Source organism: Paenibacillus sp. LK1, assembly GCF_002750415.1.
GTDB lineage: Bacteria > Bacillota > Bacilli > Paenibacillales > Paenibacillaceae > Paenibacillus > Paenibacillus taichungensis.
This window is the reverse complement of the sequence record NZ_PEII01000016.1, coordinates 148,050-167,520: the sequence shown is the minus strand read 5'-3', so window position 1 is coordinate 167,520 and position 19,471 is coordinate 148,050. Positions and strand designations below refer to the sequence as shown.

Sequence of the window (19,471 nt, the reverse complement as noted above, 5' to 3'; positions counted from 1 at the left end):
GGCAGGATGGACCGCCGTTATTGTGCTGGTGCTTGGTCTGATGCTCATCGTGTTGGTTATAAAACCATGGCAGCAGAGTACAACGGAGATTTTTGCCGCTACTGGAATACAAGTGCTGATACCAGAGAAAGCTTCCCTCTATCAAGGTGAAAGATGGAAGCCTGCTGCACAAGCAGATGGTTATGCAATTGCGGTAGATAACGATCAGTACGCCCTGTATGTGAATCCGCTCAATACGCAAATCTACGTTCTGGACAAAAGAAGCGGATACCGTTGGACCAGCAATCCGACTGAAGTTGAGCTCGCGGATGAGAGCGTCAAGGGGCAACTGTTAGATAATTTGCAGTCTCCGTTTGTATTAACCCATGTACGTACGCAAGGAGCAGACCAAACGGTTAGGGAAACATTGAACAGTAAAGCGCCCGGTTTAGAGACGACGATGATCCGTGATATGAAAGGACTTCAAATTCAATACTGGTTTCCTGACAAACGCATTGGTTTTGCTATTCAATACGAATTAACGGAATCCGGATTAAAGGTCAAAGTGCCGGCAGCAGGAATCCGCGAAGAAGGAGATCACGTGTTGTTTTCAATGGATGTCCTGCCTCATTTCGGCGCTGCTATGGCAAATGAAGATGGATATTTATTTGTGCCTGATGGTCCAGGCGGACTGATCCGCTATGATACGGCAAAGGCAAGCCTTTCCAAAGGGTACATCCATCAGGTGTATGGCCAGGAACTGACCAATGCAGGGAATATCAATTTAATGGTTCAGAACAGAGAGAATATCGCTTATCCGGTATTTGGGTTGAAACGTGGAGATCATGCTTATGTCGCTGTCATGAGGAAGGGCGAGGATTCTGCTAATGTAGTCGCAATGGCACCTGGACAACGCTCATCCTTCTACAATGTGTACTCGAGTCAAATCTACCGAGAAGAGTATTTATATAGAATGAGTAGGTTGGCTACTCCAAGCAAGGCTATTCAGAAGCAAAAATTGGACCTGGACCGTGAGGTAGAGTACCGCTTTCTGAATGGGGAGCAAGCTTCTTATATCGGAATGGCGAGTGCTTACCGAGATTATTTACAAGAATCCGGCCAGTTGGGAGAAGCTTTGCAACCGGTAGAACATGTTCCCCTCTACCTGAAATTGATGGGCGGAAATTATGAAAAGGCTTTTGGAAGAGTGCAGTATGTTGCTACCACAACGTTTGATCAAGCGACTGAAATTGTAGAGCGGCTGCAACAGCAGGGTGTCGCTTCGCTTAAGACCATATTTTTTGGCTGGCAGAACGAGGGCGATTACAACATGGAGAAGCGTTTCCCAATTGAGAGTTCGCTCGGAGGTGAGACTGGTGCTAAATCCTTTGTCGCCTCGATGAAGAAATCAGGTATTGATGTTGCTTTCCAAGAGGACTTTTTATGGGTGGACAGCGAGTCATCATTCTCTGGCAAAACAGATGCCATTCGCGGTATTGATGGTACGGCTTATAACATTGATGGGTGGTATCTTGCTAAACCAGTATATACGGCAGTAAGTGCAGCAAAAACAATTGACAAGTTAAAAGATATTGGAGTAAACGGGATCCATTACAGCGGATTGGGCGAGATTCTTGTGCATGACTATGAGTTGTCCGGCATCCGTACAAGAGAATATACGAAGACCGTATACAATGGTTTACTTGATTACACCCGTAAGGAGTTGGGATCGACCAGCGTTGAACGCGGCAATGCTTATGTGCTTGGCAGCACTGATTTCATTGACGGAATGGCATCCTCCTCTAGTTACGATTTCATGATCGATGAGACCGTTCCATTTTACCCAATCGCACTGCATGGCAACGTACCTTACACATTTGAAGCAGGAAATCTGCGCGATGATGAGGATACCGAATTTTTGAAGGCGATAGAATATGGAGCGCTGCCATCCTTTTTCGTCACTCATGATGATTCACGGAAGTTGAAAAACACACCTGTATATGGTCTATACAGCAGCAGATTCGACAAGTGGGAAAGCCGCATTGTAGAGGAATACGGACGATTTGATAGCTTAAGTGATCTTTATTCGCTTAGGATTGTTGATCACGAACAAATAAGTGATGAACGTTATATGACCACGTATGAGAATGGAACTCGCGTCATTGTGGATTATGCAGCCAAGAGCTTCAAGGTGGAGAAAGGGGCTGCCCGATGAGCCAGTTGCAAGAACACAAGAAGAAGGCGCTTCAATACCAATTCAAGCGCTATGGCGTTGGTTTGCTTTTCATGCTGCCCTGGATGATCGGATTCAGTGTGTTCGTAGCTATACCCATCGGTTGGTCAATGTTCATGTCACTACACAAGGTGGCGGTGGTGCCGGGCGGATTTAAATATGAATGGATCGGCATTCAAAATTACCGGGATGCTTTCCTAAAGGACAATGTGTTCCCGATCGAGATGATCACCTATTTTCAGCAAATGTTGTTGATGGTTCCGATTATCGTTATCTTCGCTCTGCTTATTTCGCTGCTGCTGAATCAGAAGTTTCCCGGAAGATTCATCTATCGCGCTTTATTCTTTTTACCTGTCATCTTCGCCACTGGTCAGGTGTTGTCGGAGCTGTTTACGCAGGGGGCAGGCGATATCCCCTTTCTGGATCAATACAATCTGGAACCGTTAGTGAAGCAATATGTCGGAGGCGAAATGGCGAAGATGATCATGGAAGTGCTGGGTCGCGTTGTCCTAATTCTCTGGTATTCGGGGGTACAGATCTTGATCTTTATCGCCGGATTTCAGACGATATCTCCATCTATTTATGAAGCAGTACGGATTGACGGGGCATCGCCTTGGGACAGCTTCTGGAAAATAACGCTACCTGCCAGCATTCCGTTTATAAGCCTTAATGTACTCTATACCATCATAGATCTCTTCACCTTCCCTCTCAATCCAGTGCTGAAGCATATTCGCGACAATATGTTCAAAGTGGATACCGGATACGGATATGCAAGTGCATTGGCTTGGATCTATTTCGGATTCATTTTTGTCCTGATCGCGATAGTACTCGGAATGTTCAGCCGCAGCATGCGCCAGAGGGGGAGAAGATCATGAAAGAAGAACTATGGTTTGATCGGGCCAAAAATAATGTAAGAGATCTGCTGTGGCGGAGAGAGTCGCAAAAGCTTAAAGCTCTGCTTATGGGCAGGAATTTGTCAGACGGGTTGTTAGCTAAACTGATCATCTATGTGCTGCTGTCTATTGTGGCGTATTTGTATCTACAGCCACTTCTCTACATGATCACCACGATGTTAAAGACGGTCAGTGACCTGTTGGACCCATCTGTGAAATGGATTCCCCGCGTCGTTACATGGGAGAACTTGACAAAGGCTTACGAGGGCTTACAATACCCGGAAGCATTGCGGAATACGGCGGTGATTGCTCTTACTTGTTCACTTGTTCAGGTGCTGATCTGTTCTATGACCGGATACGCACTTGCACGGCTGGCTATTCCCTTCAAAGGACTAATTACAGCACTGGTACTATTGACCTTTCTTATACCTCCACAGGTCATCATTATTCCGCTGTATGTTATTTTCAGCAAGTTAGGACTGCTAAATTCGTTGTTTGTATTCCTGGTACCTGCGATCTTCGGCCAGGGTTTAAAGGGAGCACTGTTTATTCTCATATTCCGCCAATTCTTCAAATCCCAGCCCCCTAGCCTTGAAGAAGCGGCAAAGCTTGACGGTGCATCTGCAGCCCGACTTTACTTCCGAATTATGCTGCCACTGGCTCAGTCCGCCTGTCTCGTCGTCTTTCTCTTTTCCTTCATCTGGTATTGGAACATGTATTATGAACCATCCATGTTTTTGGCCAAGGGATTCACACCGTTGTCGATACGTCTGGACAATCTGGAAGAAGTATTGAATCCCTCTCTGCTCAGCAGCCAGGAGTCGGTTAATAACCCGGTTACGGAAGGAACCAAAATGGCAGCGGCATTCCTCATTATTTTCCCGCCGATGTTGATTTTCATGTTCCTCCAGCGCTGGTTCATCACCGGAATTGAACGAACTGGAATTGTAGAGTAGATCACTACTGGGGAGATAAAGTGATTTTTGACTTCATTGGAAAGGGGGAATGCTGGCCGCTAGTGGCTGTGGACGGTCTGTATCTCTGAAGAAAAGAACACAAATAAGATCACAATGGGGAGGGAAAAGCTTGAAAAAGAAGCGGTTAGGAACATCAATATTGGCTGCAGTCTTGTCTCTGACTTTTATGTTGGCGGGATGCAGTGGAAATTCAGGGACTAGCGGGAATAAGGAGAGTTCACCTCCAGCAGGGAATGACACTGTAGTAACGGAGACGGGTCAGGATGGGGATAGGGAGCCGGTTACGTTGAAGTTCATTTCCTGGAAAGAGGGCACTTATGACGAGTTATATGAACTCTTCCATCAGAAATATCCTTGGATAACCATTGAGCAAATTCCCGTCAATAAGCAACCAATCATGGAAATCATTGCATCACTTGAAGCGGCTGGCACGCCTGCCGATGTGACCGAGATCGATACCGATTTGGTGGCTTTTGAGCAGGGGGGTCTCATTGAAGATTTAACACCTTACATTGAGGAAAGCGAAATATTCCAGAATGCGAAATTTCCTGAGGGTTTCTTGGACACCATGACGTTCAACAGCAAAAGGCTGGCGATACCGATGGTTGATGTACCGATGTGGATCTTGGTGAACAAAGATTTACTTGCCAAGCATGGCGTCGATATGCCCTCTAATGATTGGACCTACGATGATTTCCGGAATATTGCTAAGCAGATTACCGATTCGAATGCAGGCGAGTATGGCGTGACTAGCCAACCAGAAATTCAAATGCGCATGCTCTCCAGTAAAGCGATTGCGGATGGTTATGCTGCGAACCACCAATACATGAACGAAGATATGACACAAAGTTTGCTGAATACACCAGAGATCATGAACGAAGTGAAGTGGTTTCAGGAGCTGGTTACCAAGGATGGTTCCATGCAGAGCAACGCAGCCGCAGAAGCAGACGGAAATGTGACTAAGGATTTCATAAACGGTAAAACAGGTTTTGCAATTGGTGGCGACTGGGTACTTCCGACGTTGAAGGAGAAGGCGCCTTTTCAATGGGATGTGCTTCCGTTCCCCAAAGGGAAAGTGAGCCAGCCGGGTTATTCCATTTATGGACCACTTGCCATGCTTGCGGGCTCCAAACAAAAGGAGGCGGCGTTCCTGTGGCTAAGCTTCCAATTCACGCCAGAAGCGCAGAAATGGAAAATTGACCAAGGGGCAAATGCGTCGGTTAACGATCCGGAAATTACCGCTTATTACGATGAAGCTCCAATATGGGAGGGGAAGAACATTGAAGCGGTAAAAATTGCACAACAAAATGCTAGAATCCAGTCAGGATTGACTGTCGTCGGATGGAGAGATTACAACTACAATAACCTCTTGAACGATATTATTTTTGGAGATCGAGATATTAACGATATTATTCCGGAAACCGAAGCCTGGAACAAAAAAACGCTAGAGTTACGCGAAAGTCTGAAGTAACCCGAAGCGGGAATAATAACCGTTGGTCTTATGATCAGCGGTTATTCTACTTGATGTGATATAAGATAAAAGAGAGAACGAGATCGTTGAATTGACAGGAATTACTCCGCTTATACTTGAAGTAAGAATGAATGCTAGCCTACCAAATCATGTTATGGAGGGTACTCATATGATGCCAGATAGACAATTAGAACGGATGCTCGGGAAGTTAGTTCGATTTACCAAGACCATTGAACCGCTTATGTTTACCAAAGTGGATGAAGTGCCAATGAAAAAATACCATACAACAGAATCTCTATATACGATTCCAGACGAATCGAATTTTAAGCATTGCAAGAAGGGGGATATATGGGAAGGGGAAAAAACATACTGTTGGTTTAAAGGAAGCTACAAAGTACTCAGTAGTCTCGCCGGACAAAATTTATATTTGTATCCTCACATCGGAGGATATGAAATGATGATGTGGGTCGACGGTGTACCGTCTGGCATTTTCTGCTCGAAAATCATTGTGAACAGCCATGGTAACCATTACTGTGACATGTTAAAACAACAGGTAACAGGTGGCGAGAATATAGAGATCGCTTTGGAAGTCTATGCTCATCATGATTTTCCGGGTGTGGCACCTCTGGAAACAGAGAGTCAGGGTAACTTTACTTATGTATATGAAAGCGTTGATATATGTACCAAGAATGATGAAATTTGCGCATTTTATTTTGACTTAAAAACACTTAATCAAGTTGTTGCTAGATTGGACTCTAACAACTTCGTGAGAAGCAATATCGTTGCCCAACTGATCGAAGTGCATAAAGTATTGTACTACGATTACGACAATGTAGATTACGATACTTTTATGGGCGCTATACGAAAAGCACACCCGATCCTGCAAAAGTTACTAAAAAATCAAAATTCTATATCCGCACCAAGTGCCGGGATTATTGGACACTCTCACATGGATACAGCGTGGTTGTGGCATAAAGACGAGACATTGAAGAAATGTACTCGAACCTATGCCAATCAATTAAATCTGATGAAACAATACGATGAATATAAGTTTGTACAAAGTTCCGCATACCATACGGCAATGGTTCAGCGGCATTACCCTGAAGTATTTGAAGGGATCAAAGAACAGATTATAAACGGCAGGTATGAACCCAATGGAGGGGTATGGATCGAAAGTGACTGTAATTTGCCTAATGGGGAATATTTAATCCGCCAATTTATTTGGGGACAACGATACACGCAGGAGAATTTTAATTACCGTTCGGATTGTTTCTGGTTACCGGATACGTTCGGCTATAGCGCTTCTTTGCCTCAAATTATGAAGGGCTGCGGAATAAAATATTTTTTGACAACTAAAATGGACTGGAATGATACGAATGTATTCCCGTATGACACCTTTATTTGGAAAGGACTAGACGGGTCGAGAATATTCGTACATTTTAATCGAACTCATATATGGCCTGATGCTGCAAGCTTGGTAGATTATGTTGCCGGGGGAGAGATGAGGGGAATTAAGGAAAAATCCGTTACAAACAAAAGGTTAATAGCCTATGGTTTTGGTGACGGTGGGGGAGGTCCACAATTTGAAATGATTGAAATGGCACGTCGTGTTCGGGATTTAGAAGGGATTCCTAAAGCAAATCACACTACAGTAAGCGAGTTCATGAAAGAACTCGAAGAAACTGCAATAGATCCGTCCATTTATAGCGGAGAATTATATTTGGAACTACACCGTGGAACATTAACCAGTCAACATAATATCAAAAGAAATAACAGGTTAGCTGAAATTTCATTAAGGAACCTAGAATATGTAACAGTAAGGGAAGCTATTAGGAAAAATACTATAGCCAGTGACGAGAAAATTCGTCCGCTGATGGAAGATATGCTAGTTAATCAATTTCATGATATTTTGCCAGGTACAAGTATCGCTCGTGTCCATGATGAATCCTTAGCTGAAACATCTGCAATCATTGAAAAATCGGCCGAGTACATTCAAGAATTGATTAAACCTAAGAACAAATCACTATCTAGAACGGTTATCAATACCTTATCTTTTGACCGGTGTGAAGTAGTGTATCTAGATTATACTGAAGGTTTAAAGGTGCAAGGAGATTATCTTCAACAAGTGACTGCCGACATTCACGGTAACAAGAAGCTAGCCGTAGAAGTCATGATTCCTGCTTTCTCTAGCATCGTATTAACACTGGAGGAAGGTGAGACTGGAGGTGAAGCAGCGTTCGGTTTGGATGGGAATCAATTAGAAACGCCATTAATTAAAGTTACTTTTAATGATCAAGGTTATATTGAATCATTCTTTGACAAAAAAGCCAAGAGGGAGCTCCGCGGTGAAGGCTATGCATTCAACACCTTCCTTATAGCTGAAGATGTACCAACTGCATGGGATAATTGGGATCTGGATGTGGATAGCCAGTATAAATTCGCGGATTCTACTGCAATGATTTCAAGAGAATTGATTTCTAATGGTCCTATTGAAATACGTATTCGAAGCAAGTATCAAGTTACAGTGAAAACAACCATCATTCAGGATATGGTTTTCTATAGTGACAGTCTGCAAGTGAGGTTCGATACTTTGATTGATTGGCAAGACGAGCATCGTTTCTTGAAAACAGCTTTTGATACATCTATTTTTACAAATACTGCAAAACAGGAAATACAGTTTGGATATATTGAACGTCCAACAACAAGAAATAATTCTATGGAAAAAGCTAAATTTGAAGTGGTGAATCATAAATTTACGGATCTGTCCGAAGCAAGGTATGGAGCCGCCTTATTGAATGATTGTAAGTATGGAATCAGTGTGGAAAATTCAAGCATGCAACTCTCACTACATAAGGGAGGTAATCGTCCAGATCCTCGAGGGGATAAAGGCTTACATGAATGTAGTTATTCTTTCTTACCTCATGATGGTAGCTTTTGTGCGAAAAATGTTGTGCATCCTGCATATCAATTCAATATGAAGCCGCTTATTTTGGAAGGGGAATTTCAGCAAAACAGTCTTTTATCGATAGAGGCTGATAATATTCTCGTGGAAGCCATCAAACCGTTAGAGAATAATGATAGAGGATTTGTCATTCGAATGTATGAGGCAGAAGGAGCATATACAATCACCTCTTGGGATGTAAATATCTCTTTTGACAAAATGGAAATAACTAATATGTTGGAAGAAACGCTCGAAAGCCTGGATTCTAATATGGACCTTGTTTTCAAACCGTTTGAAATCAAGACCATTAAGGTGAGTTATTAAAATAAAACAGTGATGGTTGAATGTTAAATCAAATTACAGAACGATAAATCCATCACTTGAGAAGCATTGTATTTTGTTTGACAGAAGGTGCATAGCCGAGAACCTTTTTATAAGCGCGGAAGAAAGATGAATAATCATGAAAACCTACGGCTGATGCTGCGGAATTGGCTGTTTGGCCCTGTGATATCAAGTTTTGCGCCATAATGACCCGTTTATGAATGACATAATTGCCAACCGTTGTGCCTGTTGCTCTCCGGAACATTTTGTTCAGGTGATGTTTGCTGATGTAGAATGCAGCAGACAAATCGTCCAGCTTAATAGATTCGGTAATATGATCGTTTAGATAAGCAATAATTTTTGATACGGATTTAGTGGATGATAGAGATTCAGATGTCCCTTTGAGTGAATAGCTGCTTATCAATATTTGTGATAGAAGTGATTCGAGACGCACGCGAAGCGACAATTCACGAATAGCTTCGTCAGCATGTCTGGCGTCGATCAATTGTTTGAAAAAAGGAAACATAACCTGATTCCCATTATCCATATAATAGATGTCAGCCGAAGCGTCATCAGGATGGAACGGAGATAATAAGACTGACTGGTTTTCAAGAGGTAGAAAGCCAGGTACAAAATGGAGCGATATTCTCTCATAGGGAATGTCGCTTTCGATTTTGACCCCATGAAAAACGTGGGGAGCAATTAGCAAGAGGCTGTGGGGCTTGGGAACATAATGTTTGCCTTCTACAAGATAGCTCACATCACCGGCAACGAAATAGAACACCTCGTAGTAATTGTGACAGTGAAGTGCATATTGTTCAGTCTTCTTACGGTCTACAGCGTGGTGAAGAATTAACGATTCGGTATGGATATTGACAGTATTCATTCAATCACCTCTTCCACTCGGTGTAAAGTTAGTCTAATAGATCGACGCTATATTTGCAATGTAATTGCTCCGATTTACAATGGAATATCTACATGTCAGAACTATAATTAATTAATGTAGACACATTCCAAACGTAGAGAGGGAGCTGTTTCATGTGATTTTAGGTGCACAGTTGTACACGGTACGTTCTTTTCTTCAAACTGAAAACGACATCAAACGTACATTGCAAAAAATTGCCGAGATGGGTTACACATCGATCCAAGTTTCTGCAATCGGTAAAATCAAGCCGGAAACACTTAGAGCCATGTGTGACGAGTTATCGCTCCAAATTGTTCTGACGCATACGAGTCCTGAGCGGATTTTGTATGAAACCGATCAAGTGATTGAGGAGCATAACATTCTTGGCTGCGATTATATCGGTATTGGAGCTATGCCGGATAAATATCGGTCACTGGATTGGTACGGATATTTCGCGAGTGATTTCAGGGAAGCGGCTGGGCGGATCGCCAGATCCGGAAAGCTATTCATGTATCACAACCATCACTTCGAGTTTGAGAAAATGGATGGCAAGCGTATGATCGAACGTCTTATCGAAGATTTCTCACCCGAAGAACTGGGAATTACTCTGGATACGTATTGGGTACATGCTGCCGGAGCTGACGTATGCGAATGGATCGACAAATTACAGGACCGGCTTCATTGCGTGCATTTGAAGGACATGGGTTCGGATAAGCAAATGGAACCGGTGATGGAAGGTAACATGAATTTCACAGGGATTTTGAAAGCGCTTGAAAGTGCAAATACGAAATATTTGCTCGTAGAGCAGGACGTATGTCAGACGAGTCCATTCGATTGTTTGCAGACGAGCTACAATAATTTGGCTTCTCTAGGTTACCGCTAGAGGAAAAGGAGATCGATCATGAAAAAATTACGTATCGGTATTATCGGAATGGGGAATATGGGATCGGACCATGCGAAAAAATTGATTAATGGCACCGTAATGGAGGTGGAGCTTACGGCCGTATCAGACATGGATGCAAAGCGGATTAAGGCTTCCAAGATGTATTTACCGGATACATTAGGCTATTTTAATAGCCCGGAAGAACTGATAAACAGTGGTCTTTGTGATGCTGTTATTATCGCTACACCGCATTACGATCATCCAAGACTTGCGATACAAGCTTTCAGCAAAGGATTACATGTCTTGTGCGAGAAGCCGGCCGGAGTCTACACAAAGCAGGTAAGAGAGATGAACGAGAAGGCTCAGGAAAGTGGCGTCGTTTTCTGTATGATGTTTAATCAGCGAACAAATCCAATGTATCGGAAAATGCGCGAGTTGGTGCAAGGCGGCGAGCTTGGGGCCATCAAACGGGTGAACTGGATCATTACTGACTGGTACAGAACTCAGGCTTATTATGATTCGGGGAGCTGGCGCGCAACTTGGGCTGGTGAAGGTGGTGGAGTGCTCATCAACCAATGCCCTCATAACATCGACTTGCTCCAATGGATCTGCGGCATGCCTTCGAAAGTACGTGCTTTTTGCCATGAAGGCAAGTGGCATGATATTGAGGTTGAAGATGATGTGACGGCGTATTTGGAATTTCCGAACGGTTCCACAGGCGTATTTGTAACCACAACTGCGGATTTACCAGGAACAAATCGTCTTGAGATTACGTTGGAGATGGGTAAGCTGGTCTGTGAACACGGTAAACTGACGCTGCATAAGCTCAGCCAGAACGAACGTGAATATTGTTTCGAATCGAAAGAAGGCTTTACATCGCCGTCGGTTGAAGTATCGGTTGTTCCAGCGGAAGGGGATAATAGCCAGCATATGGGGATCATCGCTTCATTTGGGAAGGCGATCCTGGACGGAACACCGCTCATTGCGGACGGTGAGGAAGGCATCCATAGCTTAATGTTGTCGAACGCCATGCATTTGTCCAGTTGGACTGGCGAAACCGTTGAATTTCCAATTGACGAAGATTTGTATTTATCCGAGTTGAAGAAGCGGATCTCGACATCCAAACGAAAGATAGGGGGATCAGTACTATTTGATACAACAGGAAGTTTTGGTACATGAAATGGATGGAGAAAGAAATCTGATCGTTCTTAAATGCAGATGGAGGGGAGAATAACCCCTCCTTTTATTTGGTGGAAGAAGTACATCCTTTAAACTGGATGAGATATATGATTTCCATTGTTTTACTAAAAAGAAGTGGGTATATTTAAACAGTGAACACGGGTGAATGCTTTTTTTGATATAGAAATCTTGAATGGATGGCGATGTCCGTATTTCAGAAATGGAAGGGGATTAAATGAAGAGTTCCGTTTTCAGATTCCAGAGGTGGCTGGCACCCTATCTACTATGCATAGCTCTGGCATTGTCGGGATGCATGGGCAGCCCGGGGGCAGATATCAATGATTTTTTCACATCATCTAATCTTCCCAGTGAGCCGGAAGTGACACTCAAGTTTTATTTTGGCGGAGAGAAAAAAGCAGCGACCGATGAAGTATGGACGGCAGTCAGCGAGTACGTAAAAGACAAAGGACTGAATGTAAAGTTTTCTATTCATTTCATTTCTTGGCCTGAATATCCGGAGAAACTTCTAGTTATGGCTGCTGCCGGTGATCGGTGGGACCTTAATTTTGATTCGGATTCTTCCTTCAGAGAGATGGCTTCGCGGGGTTCTTATATGCCCTTAGATAAACTTTTACCCGAGTATGCGCCAAATCTCTATAAAAAATATCAGATGGCTGGTAACCTGCGATCTACTACGATGAACGGAGATATTGTCGGACTGCCTTGGTCTATCAAAATGAATCAACGTCCCTATGCCGGATGGCGGGTAGATCTCGCAGAGAAAGCGGGGATTTATCGGGAACCGGAATCGGTGCAGACGGTTCAAGATGTGGACGTGCTCTTACATGAACTAAAGCGCGCATATCCGAACAGTAAAGTGACTCGTATAACAGCACTTCCATTCTATCTCGTGCGGGAGGAGTGGCTGGATTTGGGGTTTCATGGACTAGGTATTAATCTGAATGATCCTAATCATAAAGTGCAGGCCATTGAGCAGCAACCCTTCTATGTGGAAGCCGCAGTGATGAGCAAGAAATGGTATGAAGACAAGATTTTGAGTCCAGAATCACTGATTGACCGAGCAGATAGTTCCGATCAATGGCGCAACGGTAAAGTGTTATTTACACTTACCTCGCATGAATGGGCACATGCTGCTGATCAGGGATTTGTTGATCCAAACTATCGCCAGCAAATGTCTCTTCTGTACCCGGATAAGAAACAGGTCAACCGCAGTCCAATTTCGAACGTTGTTGCCATTAACCGTAACTCGGAGCATGCTGAATTGGTGCTGCAATTTCTCGATATGATGGAGACCGATCGAAAACTGTATGACTTAGTGATCTACGGCATTGAAGGCAAGACGTATCAGATGGACGGGGAGCAGGTGGTATATCCGCACAACCTAAGTGATTCGACAAGCAACTATATGGGCTGGGGCGGGCAATGGGCGCTTTGGAATTCGCGATTCATCAGGTCCACGGAGACATACCCTGGGGATTTCTGGGGAGAGGAAGCGCGGTTTGCCAAAATACCAGTCAATTTGGATTCGCCGTTAGAAGGCTTGCTGCTTAGTGATTATGCGATCAGCAAGGAAGTTGAAGAACGGGTACAGTTGTATGAAGATATGGGTCGGTCCATTGAATTCGGATTGGTATCTGATGTTAAGGAGGCGGTATCGGATTACCGAATAAAACAACAGAACATCGGGCTTGATAAAATCATTGGCGAGGTGCAGCGGCAAGTCGATCTGAATCTGGCGTCGAATCACCCTGACTAACTTCCGGGAGGCTTACTTCATGATTAATGTGTTAATTGTTGATGACGAGTATGAAATTCGTGAAGGTCTTCGTAAGCGCTTTCCTTGGCATGAATATGGAGTTGGAACAGTCCGTTCTGCCTCCGATGGCGACGAAGCACTACAGATTGCACAGGAGTACAAACCCGATTTGATCATTACGGATATCAAAATGAACCGGATGTCGGGACTTGAACTGCTCAGTGAATTGCAGATGAGGGAACCTAAAGATTGGAAAGCAATTTTGATTAGCGGATATGATGATTTTTCCCTAGTAAAGCAGGCGATTCACCTGGGGGCTATCGATTACATATTGAAACCCATCAACATGGATGAGATGGAACGGATTGTGCGTAAGGCAACGGATCACATCAGGCGGGAGAGGCTAGAGGAGCAAAATAAGACGAATATTGCGTACCAGGTTCAATTCGCCGTTCCCATATTGCAAGAAGAACTTCTGCGCGAAGTGGTAGAAAACGAATATAATCCGTATCGAGAAACCCGCATCACGCATCGGCTGAACTCCTTGCATATGGACTGGATGAAAGAATCTCCTTTGCTTATGATGGTCGTTGAAGGAGATGATCTGAAGGCGCTGGTCAAAATGCAAATGCTGACGGCTGAGAAGGATCTTGTACTATTCGGTATTGGCAACGTGGTCAGCCAGACACTGGCTGAAGAATTGAATGTACCCGCAGCTTTATTCAAGGATACCACGGACCGTTGGGTGGCTGTGATCAGTTGTCCTGATGGAAAAATACTGGAGTTATGCAAATCAGTGGCTGAGATCTGCTTGCAACGGATCAATCAATTCGTAAAAGTGAAGGCCAGTATTGCAGTAAGTGCTTTCCCGAAGGAGCTAAAGCATCTTAATGCCTTGTACGTTGAATGCGTTGAATCGTTAGAGCAGAAAGTCATTTATGGGGGCAATCGGTTGTTCACTGAATCCGTTGATGAGATGGATACTGAGAATGAGAAGATGTCCATTCGCGAACCGGCGGCAGTGCTGGATCTGGTCAGGTATGGTGCAGAAAAGGATATTATTGAATCCATGAAAGGTTTCGAAGACATGGTTAAATCATGGGAGCTCTTAAGTCTGAAGGACATTCAACAGCAAATATTCCAGTGGTTAATGAACATCTATCGAACCGCCGCATCCGCTGGTTGGCCAGACCGTTCGTGGGAACGCGATCCTATTGGGTTGTGGGAACGCTTGGAACAATATGACACTCTGGAATCCCTAAAGAAGCATGTAGAAAAAAACTTGCATCTGTTAGCAAGTGATTTTCATAAAATGGATAACTCATCCAGCAGAATTGTGCAGGAAGCTGCAAAATTGATCCGAACCCGTTACAACGAGAATCTATCGTTGCAATACATCGCATCAATGGTTCATGTTACACCGATTTGGCTCAGCAAGCTGTACAAAAAAGAACGGGGTCATACCTTTCTGGAGGATTTAACAAGTATCCGGATGATACGAGCCAAAGAATTGCTGGGCGATATAAAATATAAGATTTATCAAGTTTCATATGAAGTTGGCTATAAGGATCCGGTTCATTTTTCAAAATTGTTCAAAAAGCATGTCGGGGTAACACCAAAAGAATTCCGTAGATTACGGGGGATTTCGGATGATTAATGCTTTTCTGCGCCTGGCATCTTCCTTTCGTAACCGTATGATTTTGATCTTTCTCTCGATAACGATCATCCCCTTTATCCTATTCTCTGCATATGCCCATACCAAATCAATAGAAGGCATTCAGCAAGCCAATATTACATTCTCGATGAGTTATCTGGAGCAAGCCAAGATAAACGTGGAAACGTATTTAGCTCAGTTAAACGAAGGTATCAATAGCTTGATTGGTGACAAAACATTGCAGTATTTATTGGAGAGGCCACCGTTAAGTCAAAAGGAAGAAGAGACGAACTCCGTTGATATGCTGAGTATCGTGTATGAAAAGAAGAAACAGATGGATGCGCTGCAGATTCGAGTATATCCACTAATTCCGGCAGATTATCCAACGTATATGAGAGCTTTGGAGGAATCTGCCTCGGTTGGTGAAGAAGAGTGGTTTCGGCAAGCAGCGGACAGTAACATGCCATATTGGCAATTATCAGTAAGTGATGGTCCGAATCGGGGCCCGCTATTGTCTTATATTAAGACGTTCACAAGTCTTCACAGCAGGACACCCCGCGGCATTGTGATAACGGATCTGGCTGACAATCACCTAAGCCGATTCTTTTCACCTACCAAACGACTGCAAAGGCAAAAATTTCTGATCATTGATGAAAAAGGGGCTATTCTTTTTGATTCGGCCGGAAACGAATGGACTGGTGATGTTTTACCTTCTCCACAACTGCTAGCCAAGCGCAATCTGTATAACGAAGGCGTTGAGAAATTGTCGATTAATGATCAAGAGCATTTGATCACTTTCGTCCGGATGGACAGCCTCCCCTGGACGATTATCAGTCTGACGCCGATGGATGCTCTAGTGGAGCCTGTTATGGAGATGAATCGGTTGCTTCTTGTCATTATTATTGTCTATTTACTTGTATCCATTGGCGTCGTTATTTATCTTACCCGAAATTTCACGCAGCCTGTCCTTCGATTGGTGCGTCTGATGAAAAAGCTTGAAGAAGGCGATTTTGGAATGTACATCCCGCATCAAGAACGTAAGGACGAGATCGGGTGGCTGTTTCGTGGATTCGGCAGCATCGTACGTAAAATCGAGGATTTGATTGCACAATCTACCCGAGCCGAACGGAGCAAGAAAGAACTTGAATTTCAAGTGCTCAGTCATCAAATCAATCCGCATTTTCTATATAACACGCTGGAATCGATCCGCTGGAAAGCGGAGAATCATGGACGAAATGATATTGGTGAAATGGTGTCTGCATTAGGCAATTTATTACGGCTCAGTCTCAATCAGGGCAAGGATATTACGACAGTTGGTCGTGAAATTGAACAGGTGAAGGCCTACGTGCAAATCGAACAGGCCAGAATCGGTATGCCACTGCGAGTGGTGTACTTTTTTGATGAGGATATGCTGAATATGACGTTCATGCGCCTTTTACTACAGCCTCTGGTTGAGAATGCGATTCAACACAGCATACGTGGGAATTTCGAGCATGGCAAAGTTATACTTTCCGGACGAATAGAAGAGCAGGATCTGGTCATTGACATTACTGACAACGGGAAGGGAATACCGGATTCAGTTATACAGGCCTTGGAGGAGGAATCTGAGGATCAGAAGATGAATGGGCGATCTGGTGTCGGCCTGCGCAATGTCAATGAGCGGTTAAAGATTTATTTCGGTTTAGAGTATAAATTACAAATCGAATCCAAGGAGGGCATAGGCACCCGAATTACAATCCGCCATCCGATTCTGAAAGAGAAATTAGAGAATGGGGCATAAATCGGTTTAATTCTCCGTTTTACTTAAGCCATTTATGTTGCTTTTTCGATATGCTAGTGGAACTAATCCAATGTGTTTGCGAAAAAGGGATGAGAAGTAGCTCACACTTTGAAAGCCACAGGCAAGTGCGATTTCACTTACAGATCTTTTAGTTTCCCTCAACATCTCACAACTTTTATGAAGGCGGTATCGAGTTAAGTAATTGTTGGGAGTTTGACCCATGTATTTATTAAATAAAGTACAACAGCGGCTTCGACAAACGGCTCCTGAGGATGCAATGTCTTCAAGAGTTATTTTTTGTTCGTAGTTTTGATGAATGAATCGAGTCATTTTCTGCATATTCGTCCATAATTGCACATCGTGGATATCTCCCACCTTCGGTTGCAAGTGATCTCCAATACCAGCACATAAAGATAAAGCCTGAGAAGTTAAGCGGAATGGATTTGGAGCAAAATTATTGTGCATTTCAGCATAGATCGCTTGAATGGATAACAATATCTCGTGCTGCCAGGAGATCTGTTCAGCTAGTAATACAAAATCATCCATGTTTGGACCAAACTTCTCTTCCCAGTATGCTCGTATGAACGAACCTTCCCCGATGAGAGAAGAATGGATCACTATAACGATAAATGAACAATTACAATGAGTGTGAGAAAAACCAAAGTGCAATCGATGGCTATTCACAAAAATCCCATTTCCTTGTTCTATACTAACAGTCTGTCCGTTAATCGAATACTCCATGGAGCCTTCCAGAATGTAAATGAACTCTATATCCGAATGCCAATGGGCGGCAGCTGCAAAATTATCAAATTGATTCAAGCTTCCTCTCCGGACATACAAGGGTAGATCAGGTAGATTATAATTCAATCGTTCCGATAAATCAGAAAATACCTCTAAATTTTCCATCCAACAAAGTGCCTCCAATAAATATACGATTTTGACAAAAGTATAGCCAATATTTGTGGAAAGGACAATGAATTTATCCTATCTTGATAATATGGAAAGCAACAGAGAGGAGTGGATATACGTTAAAAAGAAAAAGCGCATACAGTTAACTACTCCTATGACGCGAGATTTCAATAAGGAATTAATCACGCTTGTCATTCCCATTGCATTACAAAATCTAATCTCAGCAACAGTTATATCAGCTGATGTAGTTATGTTGGGAATGATTAGCCAATCTACAATGTCGGCCGTATCGTTAGCGGGACAAATCACCTTTGCATTAACATTGTTTTACATGGGTATGGCTACGGGAGCAGGGATTTTGACTGCACAATATTGGGGGAAGAAAGATGTTCAAACCATACAACGTATTCTCAGCACGGCCTGCTTGTTCTCATTTAGTATTTCTATTTTGTTCTTTTTAGTATCATTTTTATATCCTGAAACGTTAATGCGTTTCTTTACAAATGATAGTGAATTAATTCGTTATGGTTCAATATTTTTAAAGATGAATTCGTTCTCTTATCTTGCAATGGGCATTTCACAAATGTATCTCAGCGTGATTAGAAGTATGGAAAATGCAAAACTAAGCGCTTGGATTAGTTCACTATGTTTAATTTTAAACATTTTGTTTAATGCGTTATGCATCTTTGTACTTTTCCCAGATAGACCTGAAATGGCAATCATGGCGGTGGCTCTCGCTACAGTTTTAGCTCGTTTTATTGAGTTGGGCTGCTGTGTTATTTATTCTGTGACGCGAGGATCGATTCGTTTTCATTTTCCAATATGGGATGGTATTCAGCGCAATCTCCTAAAGGATTTCCTGAAATACACCATGCCTGTACAAGGCAATTATATTGTTTGGGGAGGGGCACTAACTGCGACTGCCGCAATTATAGGACATGTAAGTGCTGATATGGTTGCAGCGAATTCTGTTGCATCCGTGGTTAAGAATTTAACCATTGTATTGTGTGGAGGTATTGCTAGTGGAGGTTCTATACTGGTTGGGAAATATCTAGGTAAAGGGGAGACCGAGAAAGCAAAACAGGTGGGAAGCAGGATGAATCTTTATGCTTTACTATTTGGAATAATAGCAGGGTGCACCATTATTCTGATAAAACCGCTTGTTTTCTCTATAGTAAATCTAAATGCCATATCTCAAAACTACTTGGATGGAATGTTATATATCAGTGCATTTTATTGTATTGCTAAATCCATTAATGCAACTAATATCTCAGGAATATTTACTGCAGGAGGTGACTCTAAATTTGGCTTTTGGTGTGATTCGATTGTAATGTGGGGTATTATTTTGCCGCTTGGTTATCTCTGTGCTTTTGTCTGGCACGTATCACCCCTGGTATTATATATCGTCATTAGTTTGGATGAGATCATTAAGTTGCCATTGGCATTTTACCGTTATCGCCAATACAAATGGCTAAATAATATTACAAGGACTTTTTCACCAGTAGGTTAAGAAAAAGCGGTCAAAGAATGTAAGGTTAACTTAAATAAATAGATTAAATTTAATGCAGAG

13 protein-coding genes are annotated in these 19,471 nt (G+C 43.0%); 11 read left to right on the top strand and 2 right to left on the bottom strand.

Translation table 11 applies throughout. The features are described from left to right. The first annotated feature begins 22 nt into the window (after positions 1–22). From CS562_RS28365 to CS562_RS28345, 5 genes are all read left to right on the top strand, one after another. A complete protein-coding gene (locus CS562_RS28365) occupies positions 23–2,194 on the top strand; it encodes a DUF5696 domain-containing protein (RefSeq protein ID WP_099858925.1) in 2,172 nt (723 codons plus the stop codon). After that, entirely contained in the window at positions 2,191–3,087 is an 897-nt protein-coding gene (locus CS562_RS28360) for a carbohydrate ABC transporter permease (protein ID WP_125477339.1), read from the top strand. Before CS562_RS28365 ends, CS562_RS28360 begins: the two co-directional genes overlap by 4 nt. Next, positions 3,084–4,061 carry a carbohydrate ABC transporter permease gene (locus CS562_RS28355; RefSeq protein WP_064637608.1) on the top strand — a complete coding sequence of 326 codons (978 nt, stop codon included), beginning with the start codon at positions 3,084–3,086 and terminating at the stop codon, positions 4,059–4,061. The genes CS562_RS28360 and CS562_RS28355 overlap by 4 nt, the downstream gene beginning before the upstream one ends. A 130-nt stretch (positions 4,062–4,191) precedes the next feature. Further along, positions 4,192–5,553: an ABC transporter substrate-binding protein gene (locus tag CS562_RS28350; RefSeq protein WP_180287236.1), complete on the top strand. Its 1,362-nt coding sequence runs from the start codon at positions 4,192–4,194 to the stop codon at positions 5,551–5,553. Positions 5,554–5,722: 169 nt separating this feature from the next. After that, positions 5,723–8,818, top strand: a complete 3,096-nt coding sequence (locus CS562_RS28345) for an alpha-mannosidase (protein ID WP_218966753.1) — start codon at positions 5,723–5,725, stop codon at positions 8,816–8,818. A 52-nt stretch (positions 8,819–8,870) separates the two neighbouring features. On the opposite strand, the gene CS562_RS28340 is transcribed toward CS562_RS28345, so the two are convergent. After that, the gene (locus CS562_RS28340) at positions 8,871–9,701 is read right to left on the bottom strand and encodes a helix-turn-helix domain-containing protein (protein WP_076291409.1); all 831 of its coding nucleotides are present in this window, start codon (positions 9,699–9,701) and stop codon (positions 8,871–8,873) included. Between the two features lie 154 nt (positions 9,702–9,855). Here CS562_RS28340 and CS562_RS28335 point away from each other — a divergent pair, with 154 nt between their 5' ends. The 5 genes from CS562_RS28335 (at position 9,856) to CS562_RS28315 (ending at position 16,992) form a co-directional block, all read left to right on the top strand. After that, a complete protein-coding gene (locus CS562_RS28335) occupies positions 9,856–10,602 on the top strand; it encodes a sugar phosphate isomerase/epimerase family protein (RefSeq protein WP_076291408.1) in 747 nt (248 codons plus the stop codon). A gap of 18 nt (positions 10,603–10,620) precedes the next feature. Beyond that, the gene (locus tag CS562_RS28330) at positions 10,621–11,781 is read left to right on the top strand and encodes a Gfo/Idh/MocA family protein (RefSeq protein WP_099858922.1); all 1,161 of its coding nucleotides are present in this window, start codon (positions 10,621–10,623) and stop codon (positions 11,779–11,781) included. Between the two features lie 235 nt (positions 11,782–12,016). After that, positions 12,017–13,558, top strand: a complete 1,542-nt coding sequence (locus CS562_RS28325; RefSeq protein WP_099858920.1) for an extracellular solute-binding protein — start codon at positions 12,017–12,019, stop codon at positions 13,556–13,558. 19 nt (positions 13,559–13,577) lie between these two features. Then, positions 13,578–15,215, top strand: coding sequence for a response regulator (locus CS562_RS28320; protein WP_099858918.1), 1,638 nt, complete (start codon positions 13,578–13,580; stop codon positions 15,213–15,215). After that, on the top strand, positions 15,208–16,992 hold the full coding sequence (locus tag CS562_RS28315) for a sensor histidine kinase (protein ID WP_099858916.1): 1,785 nt from the start codon (positions 15,208–15,210) through the stop codon (positions 16,990–16,992). The genes CS562_RS28320 and CS562_RS28315 overlap by 8 nt, the downstream gene beginning before the upstream one ends. 6 nt (positions 16,993–16,998) lie before the next feature. Here CS562_RS28315 and CS562_RS28310 read toward each other — a convergent pair whose 3' ends face one another. Next, complete coding sequence (locus CS562_RS28310) at positions 16,999–17,898, bottom strand: AraC family transcriptional regulator (RefSeq protein WP_099858914.1); 900 nt, start codon at positions 17,896–17,898, stop codon at positions 16,999–17,001. Positions 17,899–17,965: 67 nt separating this feature from the next. Between CS562_RS28310 and CS562_RS28305 the strand changes: the two genes are divergently transcribed. Continuing rightward, positions 17,966–19,411 (top strand): MATE family efflux transporter, encoded by a 1,446-nt coding sequence (locus CS562_RS28305; RefSeq protein WP_257219630.1) that lies wholly within the window; start codon positions 17,966–17,968, stop codon positions 19,409–19,411. The last annotated feature ends 60 nt before the right edge of the window (positions 19,412–19,471 follow it).